Annotated in this window: 12 protein-coding genes; 7 read left to right on the top strand and 5 right to left on the bottom strand. The window is 74.9% G+C overall.

Annotation, left to right across the window (positions count from 1 at the left end; translation table 11 throughout):
* From AB0G79_RS12170 to AB0G79_RS12185, 4 genes are all read left to right on the top strand, one after another.
* Window positions 1–5,315 (top strand): amino acid adenylation domain-containing protein (locus tag AB0G79_RS12170; protein ID WP_360804333.1); only part of this gene is annotated, 5,315 nt, incomplete at its 5' end.
* A 7-nt stretch (window positions 5,316–5,322) separates the two neighbouring features.
* Entirely contained in the window at window positions 5,323–6,654 is a 1,332-nt protein-coding gene (locus tag AB0G79_RS12175; protein WP_360804336.1) for an MFS transporter, read from the top strand.
* Between the two features lie 185 nt (window positions 6,655–6,839).
* Window positions 6,840–7,652: a dimethylargininase gene (gene ddaH, locus AB0G79_RS12180; protein ID WP_360804339.1), complete on the top strand. Its 813-nt coding sequence runs from the start codon at window positions 6,840–6,842 to the stop codon at window positions 7,650–7,652.
* Window positions 7,653–7,874: 222 nt separating this feature from the next.
* On the top strand, window positions 7,875–8,096 hold the full coding sequence (locus AB0G79_RS12185) for a hypothetical protein (protein WP_360804342.1): 222 nt from the start codon (window positions 7,875–7,877) through the stop codon (window positions 8,094–8,096).
* Window positions 8,097–8,110: 14 nt separating this feature from the next.
* Here AB0G79_RS12185 and AB0G79_RS12190 read toward each other — a convergent pair whose 3' ends face one another.
* Window positions 8,111–11,359, bottom strand: coding sequence for a BTAD domain-containing putative transcriptional regulator (locus AB0G79_RS12190; RefSeq protein ID WP_360804344.1), 3,249 nt, complete (start codon window positions 11,357–11,359; stop codon window positions 8,111–8,113).
* A 288-nt stretch (window positions 11,360–11,647) separates the two neighbouring features.
* On the opposite strand from AB0G79_RS12190, the gene AB0G79_RS12195 reads away from it, so the two are divergent.
* Entirely contained in the window at window positions 11,648–12,757 is a 1,110-nt protein-coding gene (locus tag AB0G79_RS12195) for a hypothetical protein (protein ID WP_360804347.1), read from the top strand.
* 115 nt (window positions 12,758–12,872) lie between these two features.
* Here the strand turns inward: AB0G79_RS12195 and AB0G79_RS12200 are convergent, their stop codons facing one another.
* A complete protein-coding gene (locus tag AB0G79_RS12200) occupies window positions 12,873–14,111 on the bottom strand; it encodes a serine hydrolase domain-containing protein (protein WP_360804350.1) in 1,239 nt (412 codons plus the stop codon).
* Between the two features lie 103 nt (window positions 14,112–14,214).
* Between AB0G79_RS12200 and AB0G79_RS12205 the strand changes: the two genes are divergently transcribed.
* Both AB0G79_RS12205 and AB0G79_RS12210 read left to right on the top strand, forming a co-directional pair.
* On the top strand, window positions 14,215–14,466 hold the full coding sequence (locus AB0G79_RS12205; RefSeq protein WP_360804353.1) for a hypothetical protein: 252 nt from the start codon (window positions 14,215–14,217) through the stop codon (window positions 14,464–14,466).
* Between the two features lie 63 nt (window positions 14,467–14,529).
* A complete protein-coding gene (locus AB0G79_RS12210) occupies window positions 14,530–15,177 on the top strand; it encodes a 1,4-alpha-glucan branching protein (RefSeq protein WP_360804356.1) in 648 nt (215 codons plus the stop codon).
* Here the strand turns inward: AB0G79_RS12210 and AB0G79_RS12215 are convergent.
* The 3 genes from AB0G79_RS12215 to AB0G79_RS12225 form a co-directional block, all read right to left on the bottom strand.
* On the bottom strand, window positions 15,174–16,247 hold the full coding sequence (locus AB0G79_RS12215) for a serine protease (protein ID WP_360804359.1): 1,074 nt from the start codon (window positions 16,245–16,247) through the stop codon (window positions 15,174–15,176). The two genes, AB0G79_RS12210 and AB0G79_RS12215, sit on opposite strands and share 4 nt — an antisense overlap.
* A gap of 2 nt (window positions 16,248–16,249) precedes the next feature.
* Window positions 16,250–21,850: a trypsin-like peptidase domain-containing protein gene (locus tag AB0G79_RS12220; RefSeq protein WP_360804361.1), complete on the bottom strand. Its 5,601-nt coding sequence runs from the start codon at window positions 21,848–21,850 to the stop codon at window positions 16,250–16,252.
* A gap of 101 nt (window positions 21,851–21,951) precedes the next feature.
* On the bottom strand, window positions 21,952–22,824 hold the full coding sequence (locus tag AB0G79_RS12225) for a DNA/RNA non-specific endonuclease (protein ID WP_360804364.1): 873 nt from the start codon (window positions 22,822–22,824) through the stop codon (window positions 21,952–21,954).
* Window positions 22,825–22,856 lie beyond the last annotated feature (32 nt).

Here is a 22,856-nt window from a genome sequence, read left to right on the forward strand (position 1 = left end):
CGACCGAGGCGCCCGTCGTACGGCTCCGGCCGGCGAACGCCGCGTACGTCATCTACACCTCCGGCTCCACCGGCCGCCCCAAGGGCGTCGTCGTCGGCCACGGCTCGATCGCCGGCCTCCTCGCCGTGCACCGCGCCGAGACCTTCGCCGAGCCCGTACGCGCCCACGGGCGGCTGCGCGCCGCCCTCACCGCCTCGCTCTGCTTCGACGCCTCCTGGAACAGCCTGCTCTGGATGGTCGCCGGACACGAACTGCACCTCATCGGCGACGACTTGCGCCGCGAACCCGCCGCCCTCGTCCGCCACGTCCGCGAGACCGGCATCCAGGCCCTCCAGTTCACCCCCACCTACGCCGAACAGCTCATCGCCGAAGGCCTCCTGGACGACCCCGCGCCCCGCGTCGTCCTCCTCGGCGGCGAGGCCGTCGGCCAGGCCCTGTGGACCCGGCTCCGCGAGGCCCCGGACACCACCGGACACAACCTCTACGGCCCCACCGAGTGCACCGTCGACACCCTCCTCCAGGCCTACGGCGAGACCGAGCGCCCCACCATGGGCCACACGGTCCACGGCACCCGCGCCCACGTCCTCGACGAGCACCTCAACCCCGTGCCCGCCGGAGTCCCCGGCGAGCTCTACCTCTCCGGGGACAGCCTCGCCCGCGGCTACCTCGGCCGCCCCGCCCTCACCGCCGAACGCTTCGTCGCCGACCCGTTCGCCCCGGGCCGGCGGATGTACCGCACCGGCGACCTCGTCCGCCGCACCCGCGACGGCCGGATCGACTACCTGGGCCGCACCGACCACCAGGTCAAGATCCGCGGCTTCCGCATCGAGCCCGGCGAGATCGAACAGCTCCTCGCCCGCCACCCGGCCGTCCGCCAGGCCGTCGTCACCCCGCACGAGGGCACCGAGGGCGACCTCCGCCTCGTCGCCCACTGCGCCGTCACGGCACCGAGCCCCGAACTCGCCGTCGAACTCCGCAGGTTCGTCGCCGACGAGCTCCCTGCCCACATGGTCCCGGCCGCGATCGTCACCCTCGACGCGCTGCCCCTCACCGGCAGCGGCAAGGTCGACCGGCGCGCCCTCCCCGCCCCCGACTACCGGCTCTTCTCCGGAGGCCGCGCCGCCCGCACCGCACGCGAGGAACTCCTCTGCGGCCTGTTCGGCGACGTCCTCGGCGTCCAGGGGCCGGTGGCCGCCGACGACGACTTCTTCGCCCTCGGCGGCCACTCGCTCCTCGCCATGAAGCTCCTCAGCCGGATCCGCGCCGTCTTCGCCACCGAGCTCGGCGTCCGGGACGTCTTCGAGGCGCCGACCGTCGCCGGACTCGCCCAGCGCCTCGACGCCGACGGCCCCGGATCACGGCCCGCCCTCACCACCGGCGAACGCCCCGACCTGCTCCCGCTCTCGTACGCCCAGCAGCGCCTGTGGCTCATCGACCGCATGGAGGGCCCCAGCGCCCTCTACAACCTCCCGCTCGCCCTCCGGCTCACCGGCCCGCTCGACCCGGACGCCCTGGAAAGCGCCCTCGACGACCTCGTCGCCCGCCACGAGATCCTGCGCACCCTCCTCACCGAGCAGGACGGCGAACCCCGCCAGCGGATCCTCCCGCCCACCGAGGCGCGCGTCCCCTTCGACCGCCGCACCACCGTGCCCGCCGACCCGGCGGCCGCGCTCGTCGCCTGCACCGCCCTCCCCTTCGACCTCGCCACCGAACTCCCCGTCCGCGCCCACCTCTTCCCCGTCGCCCGCGACGAGCACCTCCTCGTCCTCGTGCTGCACCACATCGCCGGCGACGGCCTGTCCATGCACCCGCTCCTCCGTGACCTGGGGGCCGCCTACGGCGCCCGCCGGCAGGGCGAGGCGCCCGCGTGGCAGCCGCTGCCCGTCCAGTACGCGGACTACGCCCTCTGGCAGCGCGGGCTGCTCGGCGACGAGGCCGACCCCGAGAGCCTCGTCTCGCGCCAGCTCGCCTACTGGCGGGAGACCCTGGCCGACCTCCCCGAGGAGCTCTCCCTCCCCGTGGACCGCCCGCGCCGGGCCGACAGCAGCCACCGCGGCGACCGCGTGGTGGTCCAGCTCGGTGGCGAACTGCACCAGGCGATCGTCGCGTTGAGCCGCGAACACCGCGTCACGACGTTCATGACCTTCCAGGCCGCCCTCGCCGCGCTGCTCACCCGCCTCGGCGCCGGGACCGACGTGCCGATCGGATCCGTGGTCGCGGGCCGCTCGGACGAGGCCCTCGACGACCTCGTCGGCTTCTTCGTCAACACCCTCGTCCTGCGCACCGACACCTCCGGCAACCCCAGCTTCGCCGAACTCCTCGCCCGCGTCCGGGAGACCCAGCTCGACGCCCACGCCCACCAGGACATCCCCTTCGAGCGGCTCGTCGAGGAGCTCAACCCGGCCCGGTCCCTCGCCCGACACCCGCTCTTCCAAGTCATGCTGCTCCTCCAGGGACGCGGCGGCACCGACGACGCCCCGCTCGACCTCGCCGGCCTCCCGGCCGCCGTCGAACCCGTCGGCGGGCACGTCGCCAAGTTCGACCTCTCCGTCGCCCTCGGCGAGTCCTTCGACGCCGACGGCACGCCCGCCGGGCTCGAATGCGCCGTCGACTTCGCCACCGACCTCTTCGACCGGGAGACCGTCGAGGCCATCGCCGCCCGCTTCGGCCGCCTCCTCGCGGAGCTCGCGGCCCGCCCCGAACTCCCCGTCGGACAGGCCGACATCATCGGCTCCGAGGAGCGCTCCGCGCTCCTCGCGCAGGGCCCCGAAGCCCCCGCCGACGTCCCGCTGCTGCCCTCCGTGTTCGCGGCGCAGGCGGCCCGCACCCCGGAGGCGACCGCCCTGGTCGCCGGGGACACCCGGCTCACCTGGGCCGAGCTGAACGACCGGGCCGACGAGCTCGCCGGCCGCCTCACGGCCGCCGGAGCCGGACCCGAGGCCGTCGTCGCCCTCGCCCTGCCCCGCTCGGCGGAGACCGTCGTCGCGCTGCTCGCCGTCCTCAAGTCGGGCGCCGCCTCGCTCCCGCTGGACGCCGAGTACCCGGCGGACCGTACCGCCGCCATGCTCGCCGACGCCGCGCCCGCCCTCGTCGTCACCGGCGACGGCTGGCCCCTGCCGGAGCTCCTCGCGGACCTGCCCGTCCTCACGGCGGAACCGAGAGGGGCGGACACCCCGGCCGCCGACGCCACCCCGACGCCCCGCGCCACGGCCGCCGCCGACGCCGCGTACGTCATCTACACCTCGGGCTCCACCGGCCGCCCCAAGGGCGTCGTCGTCAGCCACGGCTCGATCGCCGCGCTGCTCGCCTCGCACCGGGCGCCCACCGGCCCGATCGGCGCGACCGAGCGCGCCCACGGGCGCGGGCGCGTCGCCCTCACCGCCTCGCTCTGCTTCGACGCCTCCTGGGACGGTCTGCTGTGGCTCGCCGCCGGGCACGAACTGCACCTGGTCGGCGACGAGGTGCGGCGCGACGCCGCCGCACTCGTCCGCTACGTCCGCGACGCGTCCGTCGACGTCCTGGAGGTCACCCCGTCCTACGCCGAACAGCTCCTCGACGAAGGCCTGTTGGAGGAACCCGCACCCCGCGTGGTGCTGCTCGGCGGCGAGGCGGTCGGACCGGCCCTGTGGACCCGCCTCCGCGAAGCCCCCGGCACGACCGGACACAACCTGTACGGCCCCACCGAGTCCACCGTCGACGCGCTCACCCAGCCCTTCGCCGCCACCGACCGCCCGGCCCTCGGCCGCACGGTCCTCGGCACCCGTGCGTACGTCCTGGACGAGCACCTCGCCCCCGTCCCCGCCGGGGTCCCCGGCGAGCTGTACCTCGCCGGCGCCGGCCTCGCCCGCGGCTACCTCGGCCGCCCGGCCCTCACCGCCGAGCGCTTCGTCGCCTGCCCGTTCGCGCCGGGCGAGCGCATGTACCGCACCGGCGACCTCGTCCGCCGCACCAGGGAAGGACACCTCGACTACCTGGGCCGTACCGACGACCAGGTCAAGATCCGGGGCTTCCGGATCGAGCTCGGCGAGATCGAGCACGTCCTGACCCGGCACCCGGCCGTCCTCGCGGCCACGGTATCGGTCCACGACGACGGCGCCACGGGGCCCCGCCTCGTCGCCCACGTGGCGACCGGCGGGCCCGCCCCGACGGAGTTCGCGGCGGACCTGCGCGCCTTCGCCGCCGAGTCGCTCCCCGGCTACATGCTCCCGGCCGCCGTCGTCCCGCTCGACGCGCTGCCCCTCACCCCCAGCGGAAAGGTCGACCGGCGGGCCCTGCCCGCCCCCGACTTCGCCTCCTCCGCCACCGGCCGGGCGCCCCGGACGGCGTACGAGGAACTGCTCTGCGGCCTCTACGCCGAGGTCCTCGGCCTGCCGGGGCCGGTCTCCGCCGACGACGGCTTCTTCGACCTGGGCGGCCACTCGCTCCTCGCGATGAAGCTCCTCGGACGGCTCCGCACCGCCCTCGGCGTCGACCTCGGCATGCGGGCGCTCTTCGAGGCCCCCACCCCGGCCGCCCTCGCCCGGAGACTGGAGCCGACGGCCACCGCGACCGCCGGGGGAGCCCTCGACGTCCTCCTCCCGCTGCGCGCCGACGGCACCAGGCACCCGCTCTTCTGCGTCCACCCCGCCGCCGGCATCAGCTGGGTCTACAGCGGCCTGCTGCGCCACCTCGACCCCGAGCGGCCCGTGTACGGCCTCCAGGCCCGCGGGCTGCGGGGCGGGGCGCCGGCCTCGGTCGCCGAGATCGCCGAGGACTACGTGCGCCAGATCCGCGCGGTCCAGCCGGACGGCCCGTACCACCTGCTCGGCTGGTCCTTCGGCGGCGTCGTCGCCCAGGCCATGGCCGTGTCCCTGCAGGCGGCGGGCGAGGAGGTCGCCCTGCTCGCCCTCCTGGACGGCCTCCCCGCCGACCCGGAGCGGTACGCCTCCGCCGGGGCCCCGCACGGATCTCCCGGCGACGACCCGGTGGACACCTTCGCCGAGCTGCTCGCCTCCCTCGGCTACGACCCCGCCGACGGGCGCGGCGAGGCCGACCTCCGGGCCCTCCTCGGCGAGGCCGCCGACGTCCTGCCCGAGGTCTTCGACCGCCACCGCAAGCTGATGGCCGAACACGTCCCCGGCCGCTATCGGGGCGAGGCCGTCTTCTTCGGCGCGACCCTCGACAAGCCCGCCGACTGGCCCTACGCGGCGGCCTGGGCCGAGTACGTCGACGGCCGCGTCGACGAGCACCGCATCACCTGCACGCACGGCGCCATGACGCGGCCGGAGCCCCTCGCGCGGATCGCCTCCGTGCTGGCCGAGAAGCTGGGAGAGTGACCCGCTCATGACCACCGCGTCCGTCAGCCCGCCGACGCCCGCCTCCCCTCCCGTCGGGGACGGACCGCGCCGGAGCCGCTGGGGCCTCTGGGCCCAGGGGAACTTCCGCAGGCTCTGGATCGGCCAGACGACCAGCAGCCTCGGGACCGCCGTCGGCAACGTCGCGCTCGCCCTGGTCGCCGTCGTCACCCTGGAGGCGTCGCCCTTCACCGTCGGCGTCCTGACCGCCTCCGCCTGGGTGCCGTGGCTCTTCCTCGGCCTCCTCGCCGGGGCCTGGGTCGACCGCTGGCCCCGCCTCAAGGTCATGCTCGTCTGCGACCTGCTCCTGCTCGTGCTCTTCGGCAGCGTGCCGGTCGCCGGCTGGCTCGGCGTCCTCACCATGACCCAGCTCATCGGGGTGGCCCTGCTCGCCGGCGCGGTCAAGGTCTTCCTGTCGACCGCCAACAGCGCCGCGCTGCCCTCGATCGTCCCCAAGCCGGACATCCTGGAGGCCAACGTCAAGCTCCGCTCCGGGGACGCGGCGGCCGAGATCGCCGGCCCCGGTCTGGCCGGCCTCCTCGCCCAGGCCTTCGGCGCGGTCAGCGGCATCCTCGCCGACGCGATCACCTACCTCGTCGCGGCGGTCTGCGTGAGCCGCATCGAGTCCGACGAGAAGCCGCCGCCCGCCGCCGAGCGCCGGGGCATCCTGCGGGAGATCGGCGAGGGCGTACGGTTCCTGGTCCGCGACCCGTACCTGCGGACGCTCGCGAGCTTCGCGGCCGTCGGCAACCTCGGCCTCAACGGCATCCAGGCGGTGCAGACCGTCTTCCTCGTCCGCAGCGTCGGCGTCACCCCCGGCGGCATCGGCGCGGTGTTCGCGGTCGTGTCGATCGGCGGCCTCGCCGGAGCCGCGCTCGCCGGGCGGATCGCCCGCCGGTTCGGGACCGCGCGCGGGCTCCTCCTCTGCGAGCTGGTCGGAGCGCCGTTCATCCTCCTGCTCCCGATGGCGGGGGAGCGGCTGCCGCTGGCGGTCAGCGCGGTGGCCTGGGCGGTCGCGGTCTGCGGCGTCATCGCCGGGAACGTCATCGCCGGCAGCTTCTACCAGGCGTACTGCCCGCCCGCGATGATCGGCCGGATCCGGGCGAGCGCCTCCACCGTCAACTTCAGCGCCATCCCGGTGGGTGCCCTCCTCGGCGGCTGGCTCGGCGAGGTGCTCGGTGCCCGCACCACCCTGTGGATCATGGCGAGCGTGCTGCTCTCGGCCGGCGCGGTCCTCCTCCTCAGCCCGCTCCGGGGCCTGCGGAGCTTCCCCGAGCGGCCGGTCTCCCCGGTGTCCACGGCGCCTTCGGTGTCGTCCTGATCCTCCTGGATCGCTCCGCCAGGGGCGGAGATCTTCCGGCGGCAGTCGACAACGCCGCAATCTTCCGCGGCAGTTCGGCCTTTGGATCTTCGCAGACGGCCGTCCGGTCCCCACACTGGCGTCTGGAGCACCACCCGTAACGACGTCCGTGTCCTCCGCCCCACCCTCACTTCCCGGAGCCTTCCATGAGCCGCACCGCTCGCCCGCGCCGCTTCCTGATGTGCCGCCCCACCCACTTCGACGTCACCTACGCCATCAACCCCTGGATGGACCCGGCGAAGCCGGTCGACACCGACCTCGCCGTCGCCCAGTGGGAGCGGCTGTACGAGCTGTACGTGTCCCTCGGCCACCGCGTCGACCTGATCGACCCCCTCCCCGGCATGCCCGACATGGTGTACGCGGCGAACGGCGCCACCGTCGTCGACGGCAAGGTGCTCGGAGCCCGGTTCCGCGACACGGAGCGTGCCGCCGAGGCCCCCGCATACCTGGAGTGGTTCCGCGACCGGGGCTTCCCCACCCACGACCCGGTCCACGTCAACGAGGGCGAGGGCGACATCCTCCTGACGGGGAGCTACCTCCTCGCCGGCCGCGGCTTCCGCAGCGTCTCCGCCGGTCACGCCGAGGCACAGGAGTTCCTCGGGCGCCCGGTCATCGGCCTCGACCTCGTCGACCCGCGCTTCTACCACCTCGACACCGCGCTCAGCGTCCTCGACACCGACGAGGTCATGTACTACCCGGGCGCCTTCTCCGAGGGCAGCCGGGCCGTCCTGCGGCGCCTCTTCCCCGACGCCGTCCTCGTCGAGGAGGCGGACGCGGAGGTGTTCGGGCTCAACGTCATGAGCGACGGCCTGAACGTGGTGATACCGGAGGCGGCCACGGGGGTGGCGGAGCGCCTGCGCGAGCGCGGCTTCCGTCCGGTCGGGACGGACCTCTCGGAGCTCTTCAAGGGCGGCGGCAGCGTGAAGTGCTGCACGCTGGAGATCCGCGAAGAGGCCTGATCAGGAGTTTTCCTGATCAATGCCCCGATCGACGCCCCGATCGACGCCCCGATCGACGCCCCGATCAACGCCCCGATCAACGCAGCCGATCGACGCACGGTGCTCGTGCGTCGATCGGCTGTTGAACGCCGGAGGCCAATCTCATCCCATCAGCCCCGGAGCACACCGGGGAACCCGGATCACCCCCCTGAATCCCAGGGGAATCCTCTCAAGGGAGCAGACATGGCCGAGCGTTCGCAGACCCCCGGTGCCGCCCGTATCCGCCTGGCCCTCGCCGGCCTCGGCATCGGCGCCCTGATCGCCCTCGGCGCGGCCGGCACGGCGATGGCGGACGGCGTCTCCGGCACCGAGACGGGCGGCACCTCGACCACCGCCCCCGCCTCCGCCCCGTCGCCGTCCCCCACGCCGACCGACGACAAGGACTGGAACAGCACCGGCTCCTGAACCGCCCCGGTCCCTCAGGGATCGACGAGCGCCGGCGCGGACTCGTCCAGCAGTCCCGCCACCTCCGCGGCCTCCGGGAGGCCGAGCCGGTGGAAGAGCTCGTACGCCTGCCGCAACCGCGCCTCCGCCTCGGCGCCACGTCCGAGGTCGGCGAGCGAACGGCCGAGGACCAGAAGTGCCTGGGCCTGGTCCCTTTCCGCCCCCAGCTCCTCGCAGAGCGCCAGCGCCTGCCCCGCGTGGTCGAGCGCCTCGTCGGCCCTGCCGAGCGAGCGCAGACTGTCCGCCATCCGATAGCGCGCGTGCGCCGCCCGGTCCCGCAGACCGGCGCCCGTCGCCACCGCCAGGCACTCGCGGAACCAGGTCACCGCCTCCTCGTGCCGCCCGAGCCCGTGCAGTGCCAGACCCAGCACGTACAGGGTGTACGCCCGTCCGGGATCGTCCTGCCGCGTCCGCAGCTCGGCGAGCACCTCGTGACAGATCTCCACCGCCTCGCCCGCACGCCCGCTGCGCACCCGCGCCAGCGCCGCGTTCACCGTGGTCACCAAGGCGCCGGAACGGTGCCCCAGTTCGTTGGCGAGGAGCAGCGCCTCGTCGTAGTGGTCCACGGCCTCGTCGTAGCGGCTGAGGAACTGGCAGATCAGACCCAGGTCGTTGAGGGCCTGCCGCAGGATCACCGTGTCACCGGCGGACCGCGCCGCGTCCACCGCCGCGCGGGCGGCGGCCTCGGCCGCGTCGAGCCGGGTCGCCGCGAGGGCCGCGTTCCCGCGCAGGAAGTGCGCGCGCCCGGCGGCCCGTACGTCCCCGCCGCGCAGCGCCGCCTCCGCCAGCGCGTCGGCGGTGAGGGCGAGCTGACGGCTGGGCGGGGTGAGGACGAAGGGCGTGAGCGCGATGAGCAGGTCGATCGCCGCCCGCAGGGCGGGACCGGGTGTGCCCGTCTCCGCGTCTCCCGCGACCTGGGCGGCGAGCGCCACCGCGCCCGCGCGTTCGGCCGCCGCCCACTCCCGGGCCGCGTCCCAGCCGGCGAGCCGGACGCCTGGGGACCGGGCCGGACCGAGGGCGCCGGCCGCCGGATCACCGGGGACGGCGTGCTGGAAGGCGGTGCAGGCCGTGGCGAGGAGATGGTCGAGGAGCCGGTCCCGCGCCGCGACCGCCTCGCCGTTCTCCGACACCGTGACCCCGCTCCCCGAAGCCGCCGCGCCCTCCGCGGGACGGCGGCGGGCGAACGAGCGCAGCAGGTCGTGGTACCGGTAGCGGCCGGGGAACGGCGACTCCACCATCGCCACGTCCACCAGGGCTTCGAGCAGGTCCTCGGCGTCGTACTCGTCGAGGTCCAGGAGCGCCGCCGCGGCGGCGAGGCCGATGTCGGGCCCGTCGACCGAGGCGACGAGCCGGAACGCGCGGGCCTGGTCTTCCGTCAGCTGGCGGTAGCTGAGTTCGAAGGCCGCGGCGACCGCCAGGTCGCCGATCCGCAGCTCGTCGATCCGCCGCCGCTCCACCTGGAGCCGTCGGCTGAGCGTCTCCACCGTCCAGCCCGGCCGGGCCGCGAGCCGGGCGGCGACGATCCGGACGGCGAGCGGCAGGTACCCGCAGGCGACGACCAGTTCGAGGGCCGCGTCCCGCTCGGCGTCGAGCCGGTCGGCGCCGATGGTGCGGCCGAGGAGGTCGAGCGCCTCGGCGGGCCGGAAGACGTCCAGGTCGACCTGGACGGTCGCGGGGAGTCCGGCCGGCCGGGTGCGGCCGGTGGTGAGGACCGCGCAGCCGACGGCCCCCGGGAGCAGGGGGCGGATCTGGGCGGCGTCCTTGGCGTTGTCCAGGACGACGAGCAGCCGCCGCCCGTCCACGACGGAACGGAAGAGCGCCGAGCGCGCGTCGAGCCCGTCGGGAACGGCGTCCCCGGGCACCCCGAGCGCCACCAGGAAGCCGCTGAGCACGGCCTCGGGATCGGCCGGTACGGGGTCGGAGCCCCGCAGGTCGACGTACAGCTGCCCGTCCGGGTAGGAGTCCCGGACCCGGTGGGCCACGTGCAGCGCGAGCGCCGTCTTGCCGACGCCGCCCATGCCGACCACCGTGGCGATGGCCAGCGCCTGCGGCGCGCTCGACCCGAGCTTCTCCACGAGGAGGTGCACGGTGGCCGCACGCCCGGTGAAGTCGGCCGCGTCCGGCGGGAGCTGAGCGGGACGGGGCGGAGCGGGGGCGGCGGCCGGAGCGGGAGCCGGGGCGGAGGCGGGGGCCTCGGCACCGGGCCGGGGCCGCGTCTGTCTTCCGCCCGTCCCGCGGCCGCCGGGATCGTCGTCGCCGGGCTCCGCCGCGGCTCCCGAGCCGTCCGCGGAGCCCGTACCGCGCGCCGCCGCCTCCCCCGGAACCCCGGCATGACCGGCAGGACCGTCCGGACCACCCGGACCGGGTGTCCCGGGCGCCGCGAGGTCCTGCTCCGGACCCGTCCACGCACCCGTCCCCGAGACGGTCGCCGCGGACGCGCGGACCGGCGGCTCCGGGGCCGCGAGCGCCGGATCGCCCTCCAGGATCCTCCGGTGCAGCTGCTCCAGCTCCGCTCCGGGCGCGACGCCCAGTTCGGCGAGGAACAGCTGCCGGACCCCGCGGAACACCGCGAGCGCGTCCGCCTGTCTGCCCGCCTGGTACAGGGCCCGCATCAGCAGCCCGTACGCCCGCTCGTGCAGCGGGTGCTCGGTGGTCAGCGCCGTCAACTCGGGTATGCAGCGCGAGTGCCGGCCCAGGGCGAGATCGAGGCCGATACGTTCCTCCAGGAGCGTCAGCCGCAGCTCCTCCAAGCGGTGCCGGTGCCGCTCAGCGAACGGGCCCGGGATGCCGGACAGCGGCGTCCCCTGCCACAACTCGAGCGCCTGGTTGAGCAGGTCACGGGCGCGCTCCGGATCGGTGCGCGCGGTGCGCTCCGCCTCGGCGGCCAGCGCCTCCGCCTCCGCCGTGTCCACGGCGAGCTTCGGCAGGACGAGCCGGTAGCCGTCACCCATCGACACCAGCACGCTCGACGCGGGCTTCTCGCCCTTCGCCGCGCCCGCCCCGCCGTCCCCGCCCGGTGCCGCCGCGTCCAGCACCTTGCGCCAACGCCACGCGTACGTCCGCACCGTGGTCATCGCCGCGTTCGGCGGCTCCTCACCCCACAGCGCACCGATCAGATCGGTGGCGCTCGCCGAGTACCCCTGCCTGAGCAGGAGAACGGCCAGCATCGCCTGCTGCTGCGGACTGCCCACCTTGAGCGCGGTCGCGCCCCGATGAACCCGCATCAGACCGAGTAAGGAGAAACGGAGTTCGCCCACGCCCTGCCTCCAGCCCGCCCCAGAAGACAGTGGCCGCATCGCCCGGCCCACATGTCAGATTTTGTGTCACCTTTTTGGTCAAAGCTTTTTAACCACAGCGTCCCACCTGGTGTCGAGTGCCTGTTGAGCCTGTGGTGATCAGGTGTTGAACCCCACCGAACAGAATCGCCGTACCGCGGGCCGCCGGAGACTGTCCTGTACCGCCCGCCCCTCGGCCGCCGGTGGCGCCGGGCCCGACCATATCTTCGGAGGCGGATGTCCGTGAACACCGCACTGCTGTACCGGCTGCTCGGCACCGACCCGGCCGAAGGCCCCGCTGAGCTGCTGCAACGGGCCAGGACGGGCCGGCACCTGCCGCACCTCGTGCTCTCCGCGCTGCGTCTCGACGGCGTCCGCATGGGCGGCCCCGCCCGGGACGAGCTCCGCCGCGCCCAGGACCGCGCCGACGACTACGCGCGGGTCGCCGAGGGCCTCGCCCGGACCACCGGCGTCCGCGCGATCAGGGGTCTGCCGTTGGCCGGTTACTACCCCCCGGGCCTGCTGCGCCCGCTCGCCACCCTCGACCTCGTGGCCCCCGACGAGGCGGCGCTCTGGCAGGCCGTGATCCGCCTGGTCACCGACCACCCGGTGGAGCACGTCGACGTGTCCCTGACGGGCTGCGCCCAGGACCGCGCCCGGGGCCTCGCCCCGCACCACACCCACGTCACCGTCCGCTGGCCGGCCGAGGACCCGCTCGTCGACCCCTGGTACCGCGTCCACCTCTCGACCTCCGCCCTCCCCGGCGACGGCGCCACCGTCCCCGTACGCCCCTACCTGGTCGCCGAGGAGCCCGTCGAGTGCCTCATCGCCCTCGCCGAGTCCCGCCTCCACCGGCCCGCCGACGCCCCCGACCCCGTCACCCTCCTCGACATCGCGTGCCTGGCCCGCCAGCCCTTCGAGCCGGCCGAGACAGCGGCCGTCCTCGCCGCCTACCGGCTCGCCCCCGAGGCCGCGACCCTCCTCGACCACGCCGCCGAGCACGTACCGCTGGGCCCCCTCGCCGCCGTCCGCGAGGCCCTCGCCCCCGAGGTCGCGCCCGAGCGCCGCCGTCGCACCGAGGCAGCCGCCGCGCCCGCCCCGTCCGGCATCGCCCCGGACCGGGCCCATCCGCACCCCCACTCCCGCCCCCTGACCCACCACGGCACCCTGCTCCGCCGCACCGTCATCCGCCACGCCTGGAACGAGGCCCTCCTCCTCACCTGCGCCCCCGACACGGCCCTCCTCCTCACCCCCGTCGCCGACTACCTGCTCGCCCCGGGCCCCGTCACCCCCGACCTGCGCGCCTCCGCCCTCCGGACGCTCCACCACTGGGACACCCTCTGTTGAGGCCCCGCCCCCGCCCCCGCCCCCGCCCCGTCCCTGACGGGGAAGGAGGCGCACGTACCCGATGCTGACGGCGGGCGGGCCCCCGTCGGCGCAGGCACGCGGGTGCCGGGGCCGGTCAGCTCCCGCCGGACGACGGCGAGGCCGCGGGCGGGGCGGGGATGTCGTACACGTGGTCCGGGGTCACGATCTCCGTGATCGCCCGGCCGAGGAGCGTGCTCGGCGCGGTGCCGTCCTTCGTCACGTCGCTGTTGAGCAGGACGACGAGGGTCGCCTCCGACTCGGGCAGGTAGACCGTGAGGGACTGGTAGCCCGGCAGGGAGCCGTTGTGGCCGATCCACCCCTGGATGTTGAACAGGCCGAGCCCGTAGCCCGAGCCGTCCGTGCTCGTCGGGTAGACCTTGAGGCGCTCCGCCTGGGTCTCGGGGCTGAGGAGCGTGCCCGTGGCGAGTACCTTGGCCCACGTCCGCATGTCCTGGAGGTCCGAGATCATCGCGCCGGCCGCCCAGCCCCAGGACGGGTTCCAGTCGGTGGCGTCCTCGACGGCGCCGGACGCGGTCTGCTCGGTGTAGCCGTGGGCATGCGGGCTGGGGAAGGCGGCGTTCGTCGGGAAGAGGGTGTGCCGGAGCCCCGCCGGGACCGCGACCTCCTTCTCGACGTACTCGTCGAGGGGCATCCCGGAGACCTTCTCGACGACGAGGCCGAGCAGGACGGTGTTCGTGTTCGAGTACTGGAACTCCTCGCCCGGCAGGAACTGCACCGGGTGCCTGAAGGAGTGGTCCAGCAACTCCCGCGGCGTCCACTGCCGTCCGGGGTTCGAGGTCAGGGCCTCGTAGAACCCCTGGTCCGCCGAGTAGTTGAACAGCCCGCTGCGCATGGCGGCGAGGTTCCGCAGGGTGATCCGGTCCCCGCTCGGCACGCCGTCGACGTACTGCGAGACGGGATCGTCGAGCCCGACCTTCCCCTCGTCGACGAGCTGGAGCAGGGCGGTCACGGTGAACGTCTTGGTCTCGCTGCCGATGCGCATGAAGAGCGCCGGGTTCATGGCCGCCCCGGTGCTCTTGTCGGAGACGCCGAACGACCGCAGGTACGTCCCCTTGCCGGGCGCCGAGAGCGCGACCATGACGCCCGGGACCTTCGCGTCCCGCATGACGTCCTGGACGGCGGTGTCGAGCTCGGCGGCGACGGCGGGCGTCAGCTGGGGGAAGTCGGTGGCTGCGGCCGAGGTCGCGTACGCGTACGGGACGGGGCCCGGCGGCTCGGCGGCGACGGCGGCCCCCGCACCGAGCGGGGCCACGAACAGACCGAGAGCCGCGACACCGGCGCAGACCCGCCGCCGCTCGAATGAGTACCTCACGGCGGGCCTCCTGCCGGCCGGGGACAACACTCCACCTCCCAGGCTAGGTCGGGCGCGGCGGCGGCGCATGGCGGCGGCGGACGCGTACGGTCGGCGCGCGGCGATGTCCGAGGTGGAAGCGGTCTGCATGGCGGCGGCCGGGCGGTACGGGGCCAGGATGCCGGTCGACGGCGACCTGGCGGCTGTCCTCGGCGACGTGCAGGCGGGCGACGGCGCGGTCCTGCCGGCCCGGAGGGGCGGGCAACTGACCCCGGCAGGCCTCCGCATCGGGGGGACGGCGGTGACGACGGGCGCGCCCGTCGGTGTCCTGCGACGGAACTTCCGGCCGTGGGGGACGCCGACCGGCCCCGTGTGATCGCCCGTCTGTTAGGTTCCGAAGATCCGCCAACCGTCGCGACCGGAACGAGGACCGTCGATCATGGCCGTCATCCACAAGACCACGATGGAGCCCACCAAGTTGGAGCTGCTCGCCGAGTGGCTCCCCACCCGCGCCTGGTACACCGCGCCGGAGGGCGGGGCCGACCCGGCCAAGGCGGGCGGGTTCCGGCTCGACGACCCGGCGGGCGAGGTGGGCGTCGAGTTCATGGTGGTGACGGAGGGCGACGGCCCGGGCGCCGCCGCCTACCTGGTCCCGCTGACCTACCGCGGGGCGCCCCTCGAAGGCGCGGAGGACGCCCTCATCGGCACCTCCGAGCACGGCGTCCTCGGCACCCGCTGGATCTACGACGGCGCCCACGACCCGGTCCTCGTCGCCGAGTTGTACGCGCTCCTCACCGGCCGCGCGAAGGCCCAGGCCCAGTCCGTGAACGACACGGTCGACACGACGGTCACCGTCACCCCCGTCCGGGCTGGCACCGCCCCGGCGGAACTCGTCGAGGCGACGGACACCCCCGACGGCACCACCGTCGCGTTCCGCACCGCCGACACCCTCGACCGCCTCACCCTCCGCCGTGCCCTGACCGCCGGACAGCCGGCGGGCGACCGCGGAGGAGTCACGGCCGAGTGGCAGCTCCCGGACGGGCGGACCGTCCGGGGCGCGTTCGTGGTCGTCGACGAGGCCGTCTAGACCCAGTTGACCTCCGCACGGGCGAGCAGCGGGTCGTCCAGGAGCTCCCACAGGGGGACCGCAAAGTTGCCCGTGCGGTAGCGGCCGCCGAAGTGGAGTCCCAGGACGCGGTGGTCGTCGAGGTCGAGGACCGGGGATCCGCTGTTGCCGCCGAGGGTCGAGCAGTCGTGCTTCATCACCAGGCCGCCGGGGACGAAGTCCGTCGCCGCGCCCGGTTGGAGGCGCTTCACGTTGTAGACGTCCATGAAGATCCGCCGCATCGACTCGGGTTCGTTGCGGCGGCCGTCCCACGCCGGGTAGCCGATCACGTACACCGGGCGGCCCGGCAGTTCGGCCGGGGCGTCGGCGGCTATCGCCAACGGGGTGGGGAGCGCCTCGGGGCCCGCGGGCTCGACGCGCAGCAGGGCCATGTCGACGTCCGGGTGGATGCCGATGATCTCCGTGATCTCGTACGCCGCGGACGGGACGGGGACCGGGGCGCCGTCCACGGGGAGTTCCTCCGCCGGGTCCACCCGGGCCGACATGCCGGACGCGAAGCTCCACCGGTCGCGGTCGGCCTCGTGGAGGGCGAACTCGGCGGCGACGTGACGGTTCGTCATCACCGTCGTCGGCCCCACGAGGAACGCCGTGCCGATCCAGTCCAGGCTCGGGTGGCCCGACACCTCGACCCTTCCCACCCGTACCAGGGACTCGTGGATGGCGGGACGCCGCGCGTCGAGGACCGCCCACTCGTCGCGCTGCGGCGCGAAGCTCTGCCGCTGCACCAGGATCGCCGGGCGTCCCTGGAGGAGCACGATCGCCTCCACCCCGAAGTACTCGTCCTCGCCGATCTCGTCCTCGCGGTGGTCCGCCAGCTTCTCCAGGCCGCTGACCCCCGCCTCCAGGACCCGGGCCCGCTCCTCCCGGGCGAACCGCGAGATCTCGACGGCCGGCGCCACCTCCGCGGGGAGTTCGAGCACGGACTCCGTGATCTCGGCCTCCAGTTCCGCCCGTACGCGGTCCGCCACCGCCCGCAGGTCGGGGAAGACCCGTTCCGCCGTCGTCGCCACCGGCGACCTTCCGTCGGCCATCGTCACTCACCTCGGCTCGCCACCGGCCGTCCCGCCTGACCGGCCATGATCTCGTCGTACAACTCCGGTCGGTGCTCCCGCAGATGGGCCATGATGCTGCTCATCTGCGTCCCGACGTTCACGAACGTCGTCCTCTCGCCCTGGAACTCGACCCCGTCCACCTTCTGCGTCGCCCGGTGCAGTCCGACCACCGTCCAGTCGTCGAGGCACACGGGCGAGCCGGAGGCCCCGCCGCGCGTGTCGGTGAAGTACAGGATGTTCCGCTCGTCGGCCCGGTAGACGAGGTTGTTGCGCAGCGCGACCCGTTTCGGCAGCCCGCCGGGGTGCTGGATGATGTTGACGGGTACGCGCTGCCGCTCCGCCACGCGCAGCGGCCGCGTGGCGATCCGCAGCGTCGGCCGCGGGTTCCCCCCGGGCGCGAGCCGCACGATCGCGTAGTCCAGATCCGCGTCCCACGCGGCGAGTTCGGCGGCGACCACCTCCGGCGTCGCCGTCGCGTTCTCGACGAAGTCGAACCGGGACCGGGACATCAGCGTCTGGAGCCGCAGGTCGTCGTCGCTGACGAACGGCCGCACCCCGGACTCCCACGAACGGGCCATCAGGACGTGGTGGTTGGTGATGAGCAGGCCCGGCGCCACCATCCAGCCCGTGCCGCCGTGCGGGTAGGAGGGGAGGAGCGGCGTCCCGCCCTCGTACGGAGGGATCCGCAGGTGCGCGACGGAGGTTCCGGTCCTGATGCCGCCGTGGAGGAACTCGTACGGCACGGTGTCGTCGTGGAGGATCGCCGCCTCCTTCAGCTCCGACGGCATCATCTCCTCCGGCAGCACGGACTCGCCCGTGATCTCCCGCGCGACCGTGTCGAGCGCGCCCTGGAGGACGGCCAGCGGCCCCGCCTCGCTGGTCTGCTCGATCGCGTTGTGCAGCCAGATCTCCAGCGGCACGAGGCCGTCGATGAGCCGCTCGACCTGGTTCATCGCGTTCAGGTCGGCGTGGGCCTGGTGCAGCGGGTCGCTCATCGGCGCGAGGGTGGTGGTGAAGTGCGCCGGGATGCCCTTGAGGAGCGCCGGGCGCAGCTCCCGGTCGGCGAGCCCGGCCTCCAGGGCGGCGTTGCGGACCCGGATCAGCTCCTGCTGGGGCAGGAAGGGCTTCTTGCGGGGCGCGGCCCCGGCGGCGTTCGGCGGGGGCTGGGTCCACAGGCCGACGCCGCGGCGTGAGGTCGTGAGGGTGCGGGCCGACGGCCGGGGGAGGGGCCTGACCCAGGAGCCGGTGGGGGGACCGTTCCCGGCCGGTCGGGCCCCGGCGGCGTGGGTCCCGGGAGCGCGGGCCCCCGGAGCACGGGTCCCGGACACGTCGGGCCAGGCCGCCCCCGGCGCCGCCCCCGCCCCGTCTCCCGGCACCGTCCCCGGTCCCGGCACTCTTGCCGGCTCCGTCCCCGTCCCCGGCACTCTTGCCGGCTCCGTCCCCGGCACCCCGTCCTCGGCGAAGTCGGGCTCCTCCGGCCCGTCCTCGGGACCCGCCCCGTACACCGTCGGTCCCGCGTCCATCGCCGACGCCACCCCCAGCAGCAGGTCCCCGCTGTCGTCCCGCAGCGTCAGCGCCTGCCGGGCCACGCTGTCCAGCGTCCCGCGCCGCCGCGCCTCCCGCAGCTCCCGCTCGACCCCGGCCCCGTCCAGACGCGCCCCCGCCTCGCCGGGGTCCGTGCCCGCCGCCGTGGCGAGGATGTGCGCGAGCGGCTCCCGGAGCCGGGGCTCGGCCGCCAGCGTCTGGCCGATCCAGTGCGCCAGCTCGGCCACCACCGCGTCCTCGTCCGCCGGCAGCCCGACGAGCCGCAGCGTGTGCTCCAGGAGCTGCGGATCCGCCCGGCAGGCCGTCGCCGCCGCCGTGCGGGCCAGGGACGGCTGCCGGGCGAGCTCGGCGTCCGGCATCCCGCGCAGGGTGCGGGCGAGCCGTGCCTCCGTCGGGGACGCGTCGCCGTCGGCGAGGGCCGCGAGCCGCGAGCGGGCGACCAGGACGCCCAGGGACTCGTACCGCAGACCGAGCCCCTCCGCGATCTCCTCGGCCTCCTGGAGATCCCGGTCCGCCGCCGGGAGGTCGCCCGCGTCCTGGGCGAGCCGCGCCGACAACTGGAGCAGTTCGAGCCGGGTCTCCCCGCACCCCGCGTCGGCCGCGCCCTCCACGGCGTGCTCCAGGCCGAGCCGGGCCTCGTCGAGCCGCCCCGACCGGGCGAGGGTCTCGGCCCGCAGCGCGTGGAGCCTGCTGCACGGCGTCCACGGCTGCCGCTCCGACAGGCGCAGCGCCGCCGCCTCCACGTACCCCTGGGTGAGCAGGTCCTCGACCTCCCGCGCGGCGATCCGCTCCCAGTCCTCCTGGTCGGCCTCGACCATGAGCTGGTCGGGGACGTGCCCGCCGATCCTGCCGAGGAGGAACGCGGCGGAACGGTGGCTCATCTCGCGGTGGGTGTCCCCGCCCAGGTACGGCGTGACCCCGGGCTCCCAACGCGCCTCGACGGTACGGGGGTTCTCGCCGAGTCTGAGCCGGTGGTAGATCTCCTCGGCACGGTTCCTCGGCCCGTCGAGGGCCGCGTAGTACGTGACGGCGCTCCGGTCGACGGCCCGCATGAGGTCCGTCCGCGCCCGGTCCGACAGCCGCAGCATGATGGCCCGCAGGTCGCTGCGGTGACGGATCGCGTCGGGGCCCGCCGACTCCATCAGGTCGACCCGGGAGGTGAGGAGCCCGTACAGCCGCCGGGCCTCCGCGGGGGTGTCGACCCGCAGCCCGGCCGGACCCGCGAGCACGTGCCGCACGAGGTCCGGGGTGATGTACCGCAGCGCCAACCCCGCCTGGACCAGGGCCCGTACGTCGTCCTCCACGATGTGCTTGAGGATCCGGTCGTACAGCGTGCCCTGGATCAGCATCTGGTCGACCTGCCGGTCGAAGTACCGCCGCCGGGACGGCAGTCCGCGCAGCAGCTCGGCCATCGACGGCGAGTCCGCCCCCAGCGCCGTCACCGTGCGGGCGGCCAGCTTGAGGCTCAGCGGATGCCCGCCGATCCGCGCGGCGAGGTCCTCGGCGACGGCCTCGTCCGTCACCCCGGACGACAGCAGCAGCTCGACCGAGGCACGCGGGTCGAGCTCGGTGAGCTCCATCGTCCGGGGCGTGAGGACGCGCGCCGGGTGGTCGATCGGAGCCCGCCCGGCGACGACGAACCGCAGCCGGGAGTACGCGGCCCGGAGCGCCGTCCAGATCGACCACATCCGGGCGATGATCGGCGAACCGCGGTACTGCGCCTCCTCGAAGGAGTCGACGACGATCAGGAACGGCGGGGCCATCGCGCCCGCCGGCGGCCGGACGGCCTCGGCGACGAGGGCCGCCGTCCTGCGGGCGAGCTCCTGCTCGCGCGCCGTCGCCCGCGCGTGGAAGTCGGCCGAGTAGTCCCGGCCGTACGTCGCCCGGGTGGTCGACAGCCGGGCGAACTCCTCCACCTCGCCCCGCTCGCCCCGCTGGAGCGCCGCGGTCCGCTCGCACTCGTCCGTGAGCGCGTCGAAGGCCGCGCGGTGTTCCGGGTACTGGACGCCGAGTTGGCGCGCGGTCTCGGCGAGTACGGTCGCGGGCTCGTGGATCGAGAGCGTCGGCCGCTCGAAGTCCAGGTAGGCGAAGGGGAATCCGTCGGGGGCGGCGGCGAGGGCGTCGACGAGGAAGCGGGCGAGCAGCATGCTCTTCCCGATGCCGCCGACGCCGTGGAGGAGTACCGGCGGCTCGGCGGGCTCCTCCGGAAGCGCCAGGTAGGCGTGGAGGGCGTCGAGTTCGGCGGTCCGCCCGTGGAACGTCCCCCGGGCGAGGCGGTGCATCGGCTGCCGGAGCCGGGCCTCCTCCAGCCGCTGCTGGAGCCCGTCGACTGCCGGGAGGCCGGTCACGCCGGGGACGCGACGCAGCCACAGGACGGCCTGGAGGGTGTCGCACAGCCCCTGCACCTCGTCGTCCCCGAGCCCGGCCCCGAGCCCGGCCCCGTCCCCGAGCCCGGCCCCGTCCCCGAGCCCGGCCCCGTCCCCTCGCGCCCCCGCTCCCGAGAGCAGCGCCAGTGCCGCGCGCTCCGGCCCCGGGCCCTCCGGGCGCAGGCCGACGTTGGCCCGCAGCGCGCGGAGGGCCGCGTCCGGGCCCGCCAGCCCCGCCAGGGCCGCCTCCCGCACCTCCGGCTTCAGGGCCCACGCCGGTGCCCCGCCGGCCGACGGCAGGGCCGTGCAGTCGTCGACCAGTTCGAGGACCGCCCGCCCCGTGGCGAGCGCCTCGTCCGGCAGGCGCAGCAGCGCCGGGTCGAACTCCTGGAGCAGGCAGGCCGCTTCGCGGTACGAGCGACGCAGGCCGGGCAGGGCGGGTGCCGGTGCGGCGAGGCCCGTGCGCAGGGCGTCCCGCAGTACCTGACCGGCGTCCCCGGGCGCGGGCGGCGGCAGCGGGGGGAACGCCCGGTGGAGGCGTACGACGTCCTCCACCGCCGTGCACAGCCGGCGCATGTAGCTCTCCTCGGCGCCCGGCCGGTCGACGGCCCTCAGCACCTCCGTGACGGCCGTCTCCGTCAGCTCGTCCGCCACCGCCCCGGCGGGAGGCCCCGCGCCCGTCGCTCCCGCCGCGTCCGCGAAGAACTCCCGGAAGAACGCCCGCAGGTCGTCCCCGTCGAGCGGGCGGGTCGTGTCCCTGCACTCGTTGTTGCGCACTTCGTAGGGGAGTTGGCGCATCGCCGTCGAGTAGCCGAGGAGCACGAGCCGGGGCACGGTCTCCTGTCGTACCGGGGCGTGCTCGTAGACCGCCCTCGCGAGGACGCCGATGCAGTCCCACACGTCCGAGCCGGGGTCGAGCCGGTCGCAGTCGTCGAGGACCAGCCAGAACCGGTCCTCGGCGGCCGTCGCCCGACCGACGATCCGGTGGGCCGCGTCCTCGAAGGAGGGCAGCGGGTCGTTGAGCCGGGTCGGGTTCAGCGCGGCGGCGCCGGCCGCGTCGGCGTCGGGCCCCGACACGAAGGCCGTGAGGCGCTCCAGGAGCCGCGCGGCCGTCGACGTACGGGAGAGGGTGACGCGTACGGGACGGAAGTCGAGGTGCTGGCCGAGGTGGCGCAGCAGCTCGTACGTGTAGGAGCGCCCGCTGTCCGGCGGCCCGTCGACGACGAGGACCGTCTGCTCCGGGTCCGCGACGAAGTCCCGCAGCTTCGCGCGCAGCTCCGCCCGGTCGAGGAACGCCTGCGTGCCGTGCTTGAGGAGCACGCAGGCGAACGGGTCGGCGGGCGAGCGCCGCAGCCGTTCGTCCTCGCGCAGCCGGGTCAGCAGGTTCCGTGCCTCCGCGCCCCGCTCGAAGCCGTGCGGGTCGTCGATCGCGGCGAGCGCGTCGAGCCCGGCGAGCACCGCGAGCAGCCGGCGCTGGTGGGCGATGTCCCGACGGGCCGCGCCCACGACGAGGAGGGCGTTGCGGTCCGGGTCGGGGGTGAGCGGCAGGTCCTGGACGAAATCCGCCGGGAGTCCCGCGCGCAGCAGCCGCCCGCGGGGCTCGGGACTGTCCAGGAGATGGGCCCGCACCCAGCTGGTGACGAGCCCCCACTCCGTCTCGGTGAGCGGCATTCGGCACCTGCCCGGCGCACGGTCCGACGGATCCCTCCCATCGTTCCACCGGCCCACCGGCGCCGCAATCGCGCACGGGGGACGCCCGCGACATCCGGAGGTCAGCCGTGCAGCACGACGTCCTCGTACGACTCCAGGCGCCGCCACCGCTCCTCGGGCCCCCGCGAGGGCGGCATCACGTCCACGTCGGGCAGCGGCCCGAACTCCAGCTCCGTGAGCTCCGCGACGTCCGACACCGGCACCTGGTACGTGCGGAACGGACCGAGCGGCGGCGGCGCCCCCGGCGTCGCACCGGCGAGCGCCCGCTCCGAGTCGCGGCTCAGGTCCGGACTCTGGTCGAGGACGTACGCGCTCGCCGCGAGCGCCCCGTCCTGGAGGAAGGCGGCGACCTTCCAGAAGCGCAGCGGCACCTGGATGCCCCGGTACGGAGGGTCGGAGTCGTGAAGCACGGGCCCGGTGAGGACGACGAGCTTGCGGTCGAAGTCGGCGGCGTGGCCGAGGAGGTGGTTCTCCAGTCCCTGCCAGAGCTGCTTCCCCTGGTTGAAGACGTCGGCCTGCGGGGCCGCGTTGGTGAAGTGGAAGGTGTCGGTGTTGGCGCGCGCCGCCACCGCCGCGGGGCCCCACACCGGGTCGAGGCGCCGCACGAGATGGCCGCGGTCGAGGCTGTTGTTGACGTAGACCGCCTCGCCGGCCTGCTGCTCGGCGGGGAGCCGGGGGTCGTACTCCCACACGTCGTCCCGGGGCACGTCCTCCAGGAGCTCCCGTCCGTCGATGCAGACGGCGGTGGAGGCGGCGAGGCGCCGGTCGGGCCGGAAGACGACGGTGAAGTGCTCGTACGGCAGGACGACCGTCGCCACGGAGGAGCGGGCGGGCATCGGCAGGGGGACGACGGGCCCGAGGAAGGCCTCGTCGTACCCGGCGCGGTCGGCGAGCGCGGTGCGGCGCGGGGCGGGCGGCGGATCGGAAGGGTTCATACGATGGAAGTACCGCGTGGAGAGGGCCGTGC

Origin of the sequence: Streptomyces sp. NPDC020807, from assembly GCF_040641575.1 — a bacterium.
Classification (GTDB): domain Bacteria; phylum Actinomycetota; class Actinomycetes; order Streptomycetales; family Streptomycetaceae; genus Streptomyces.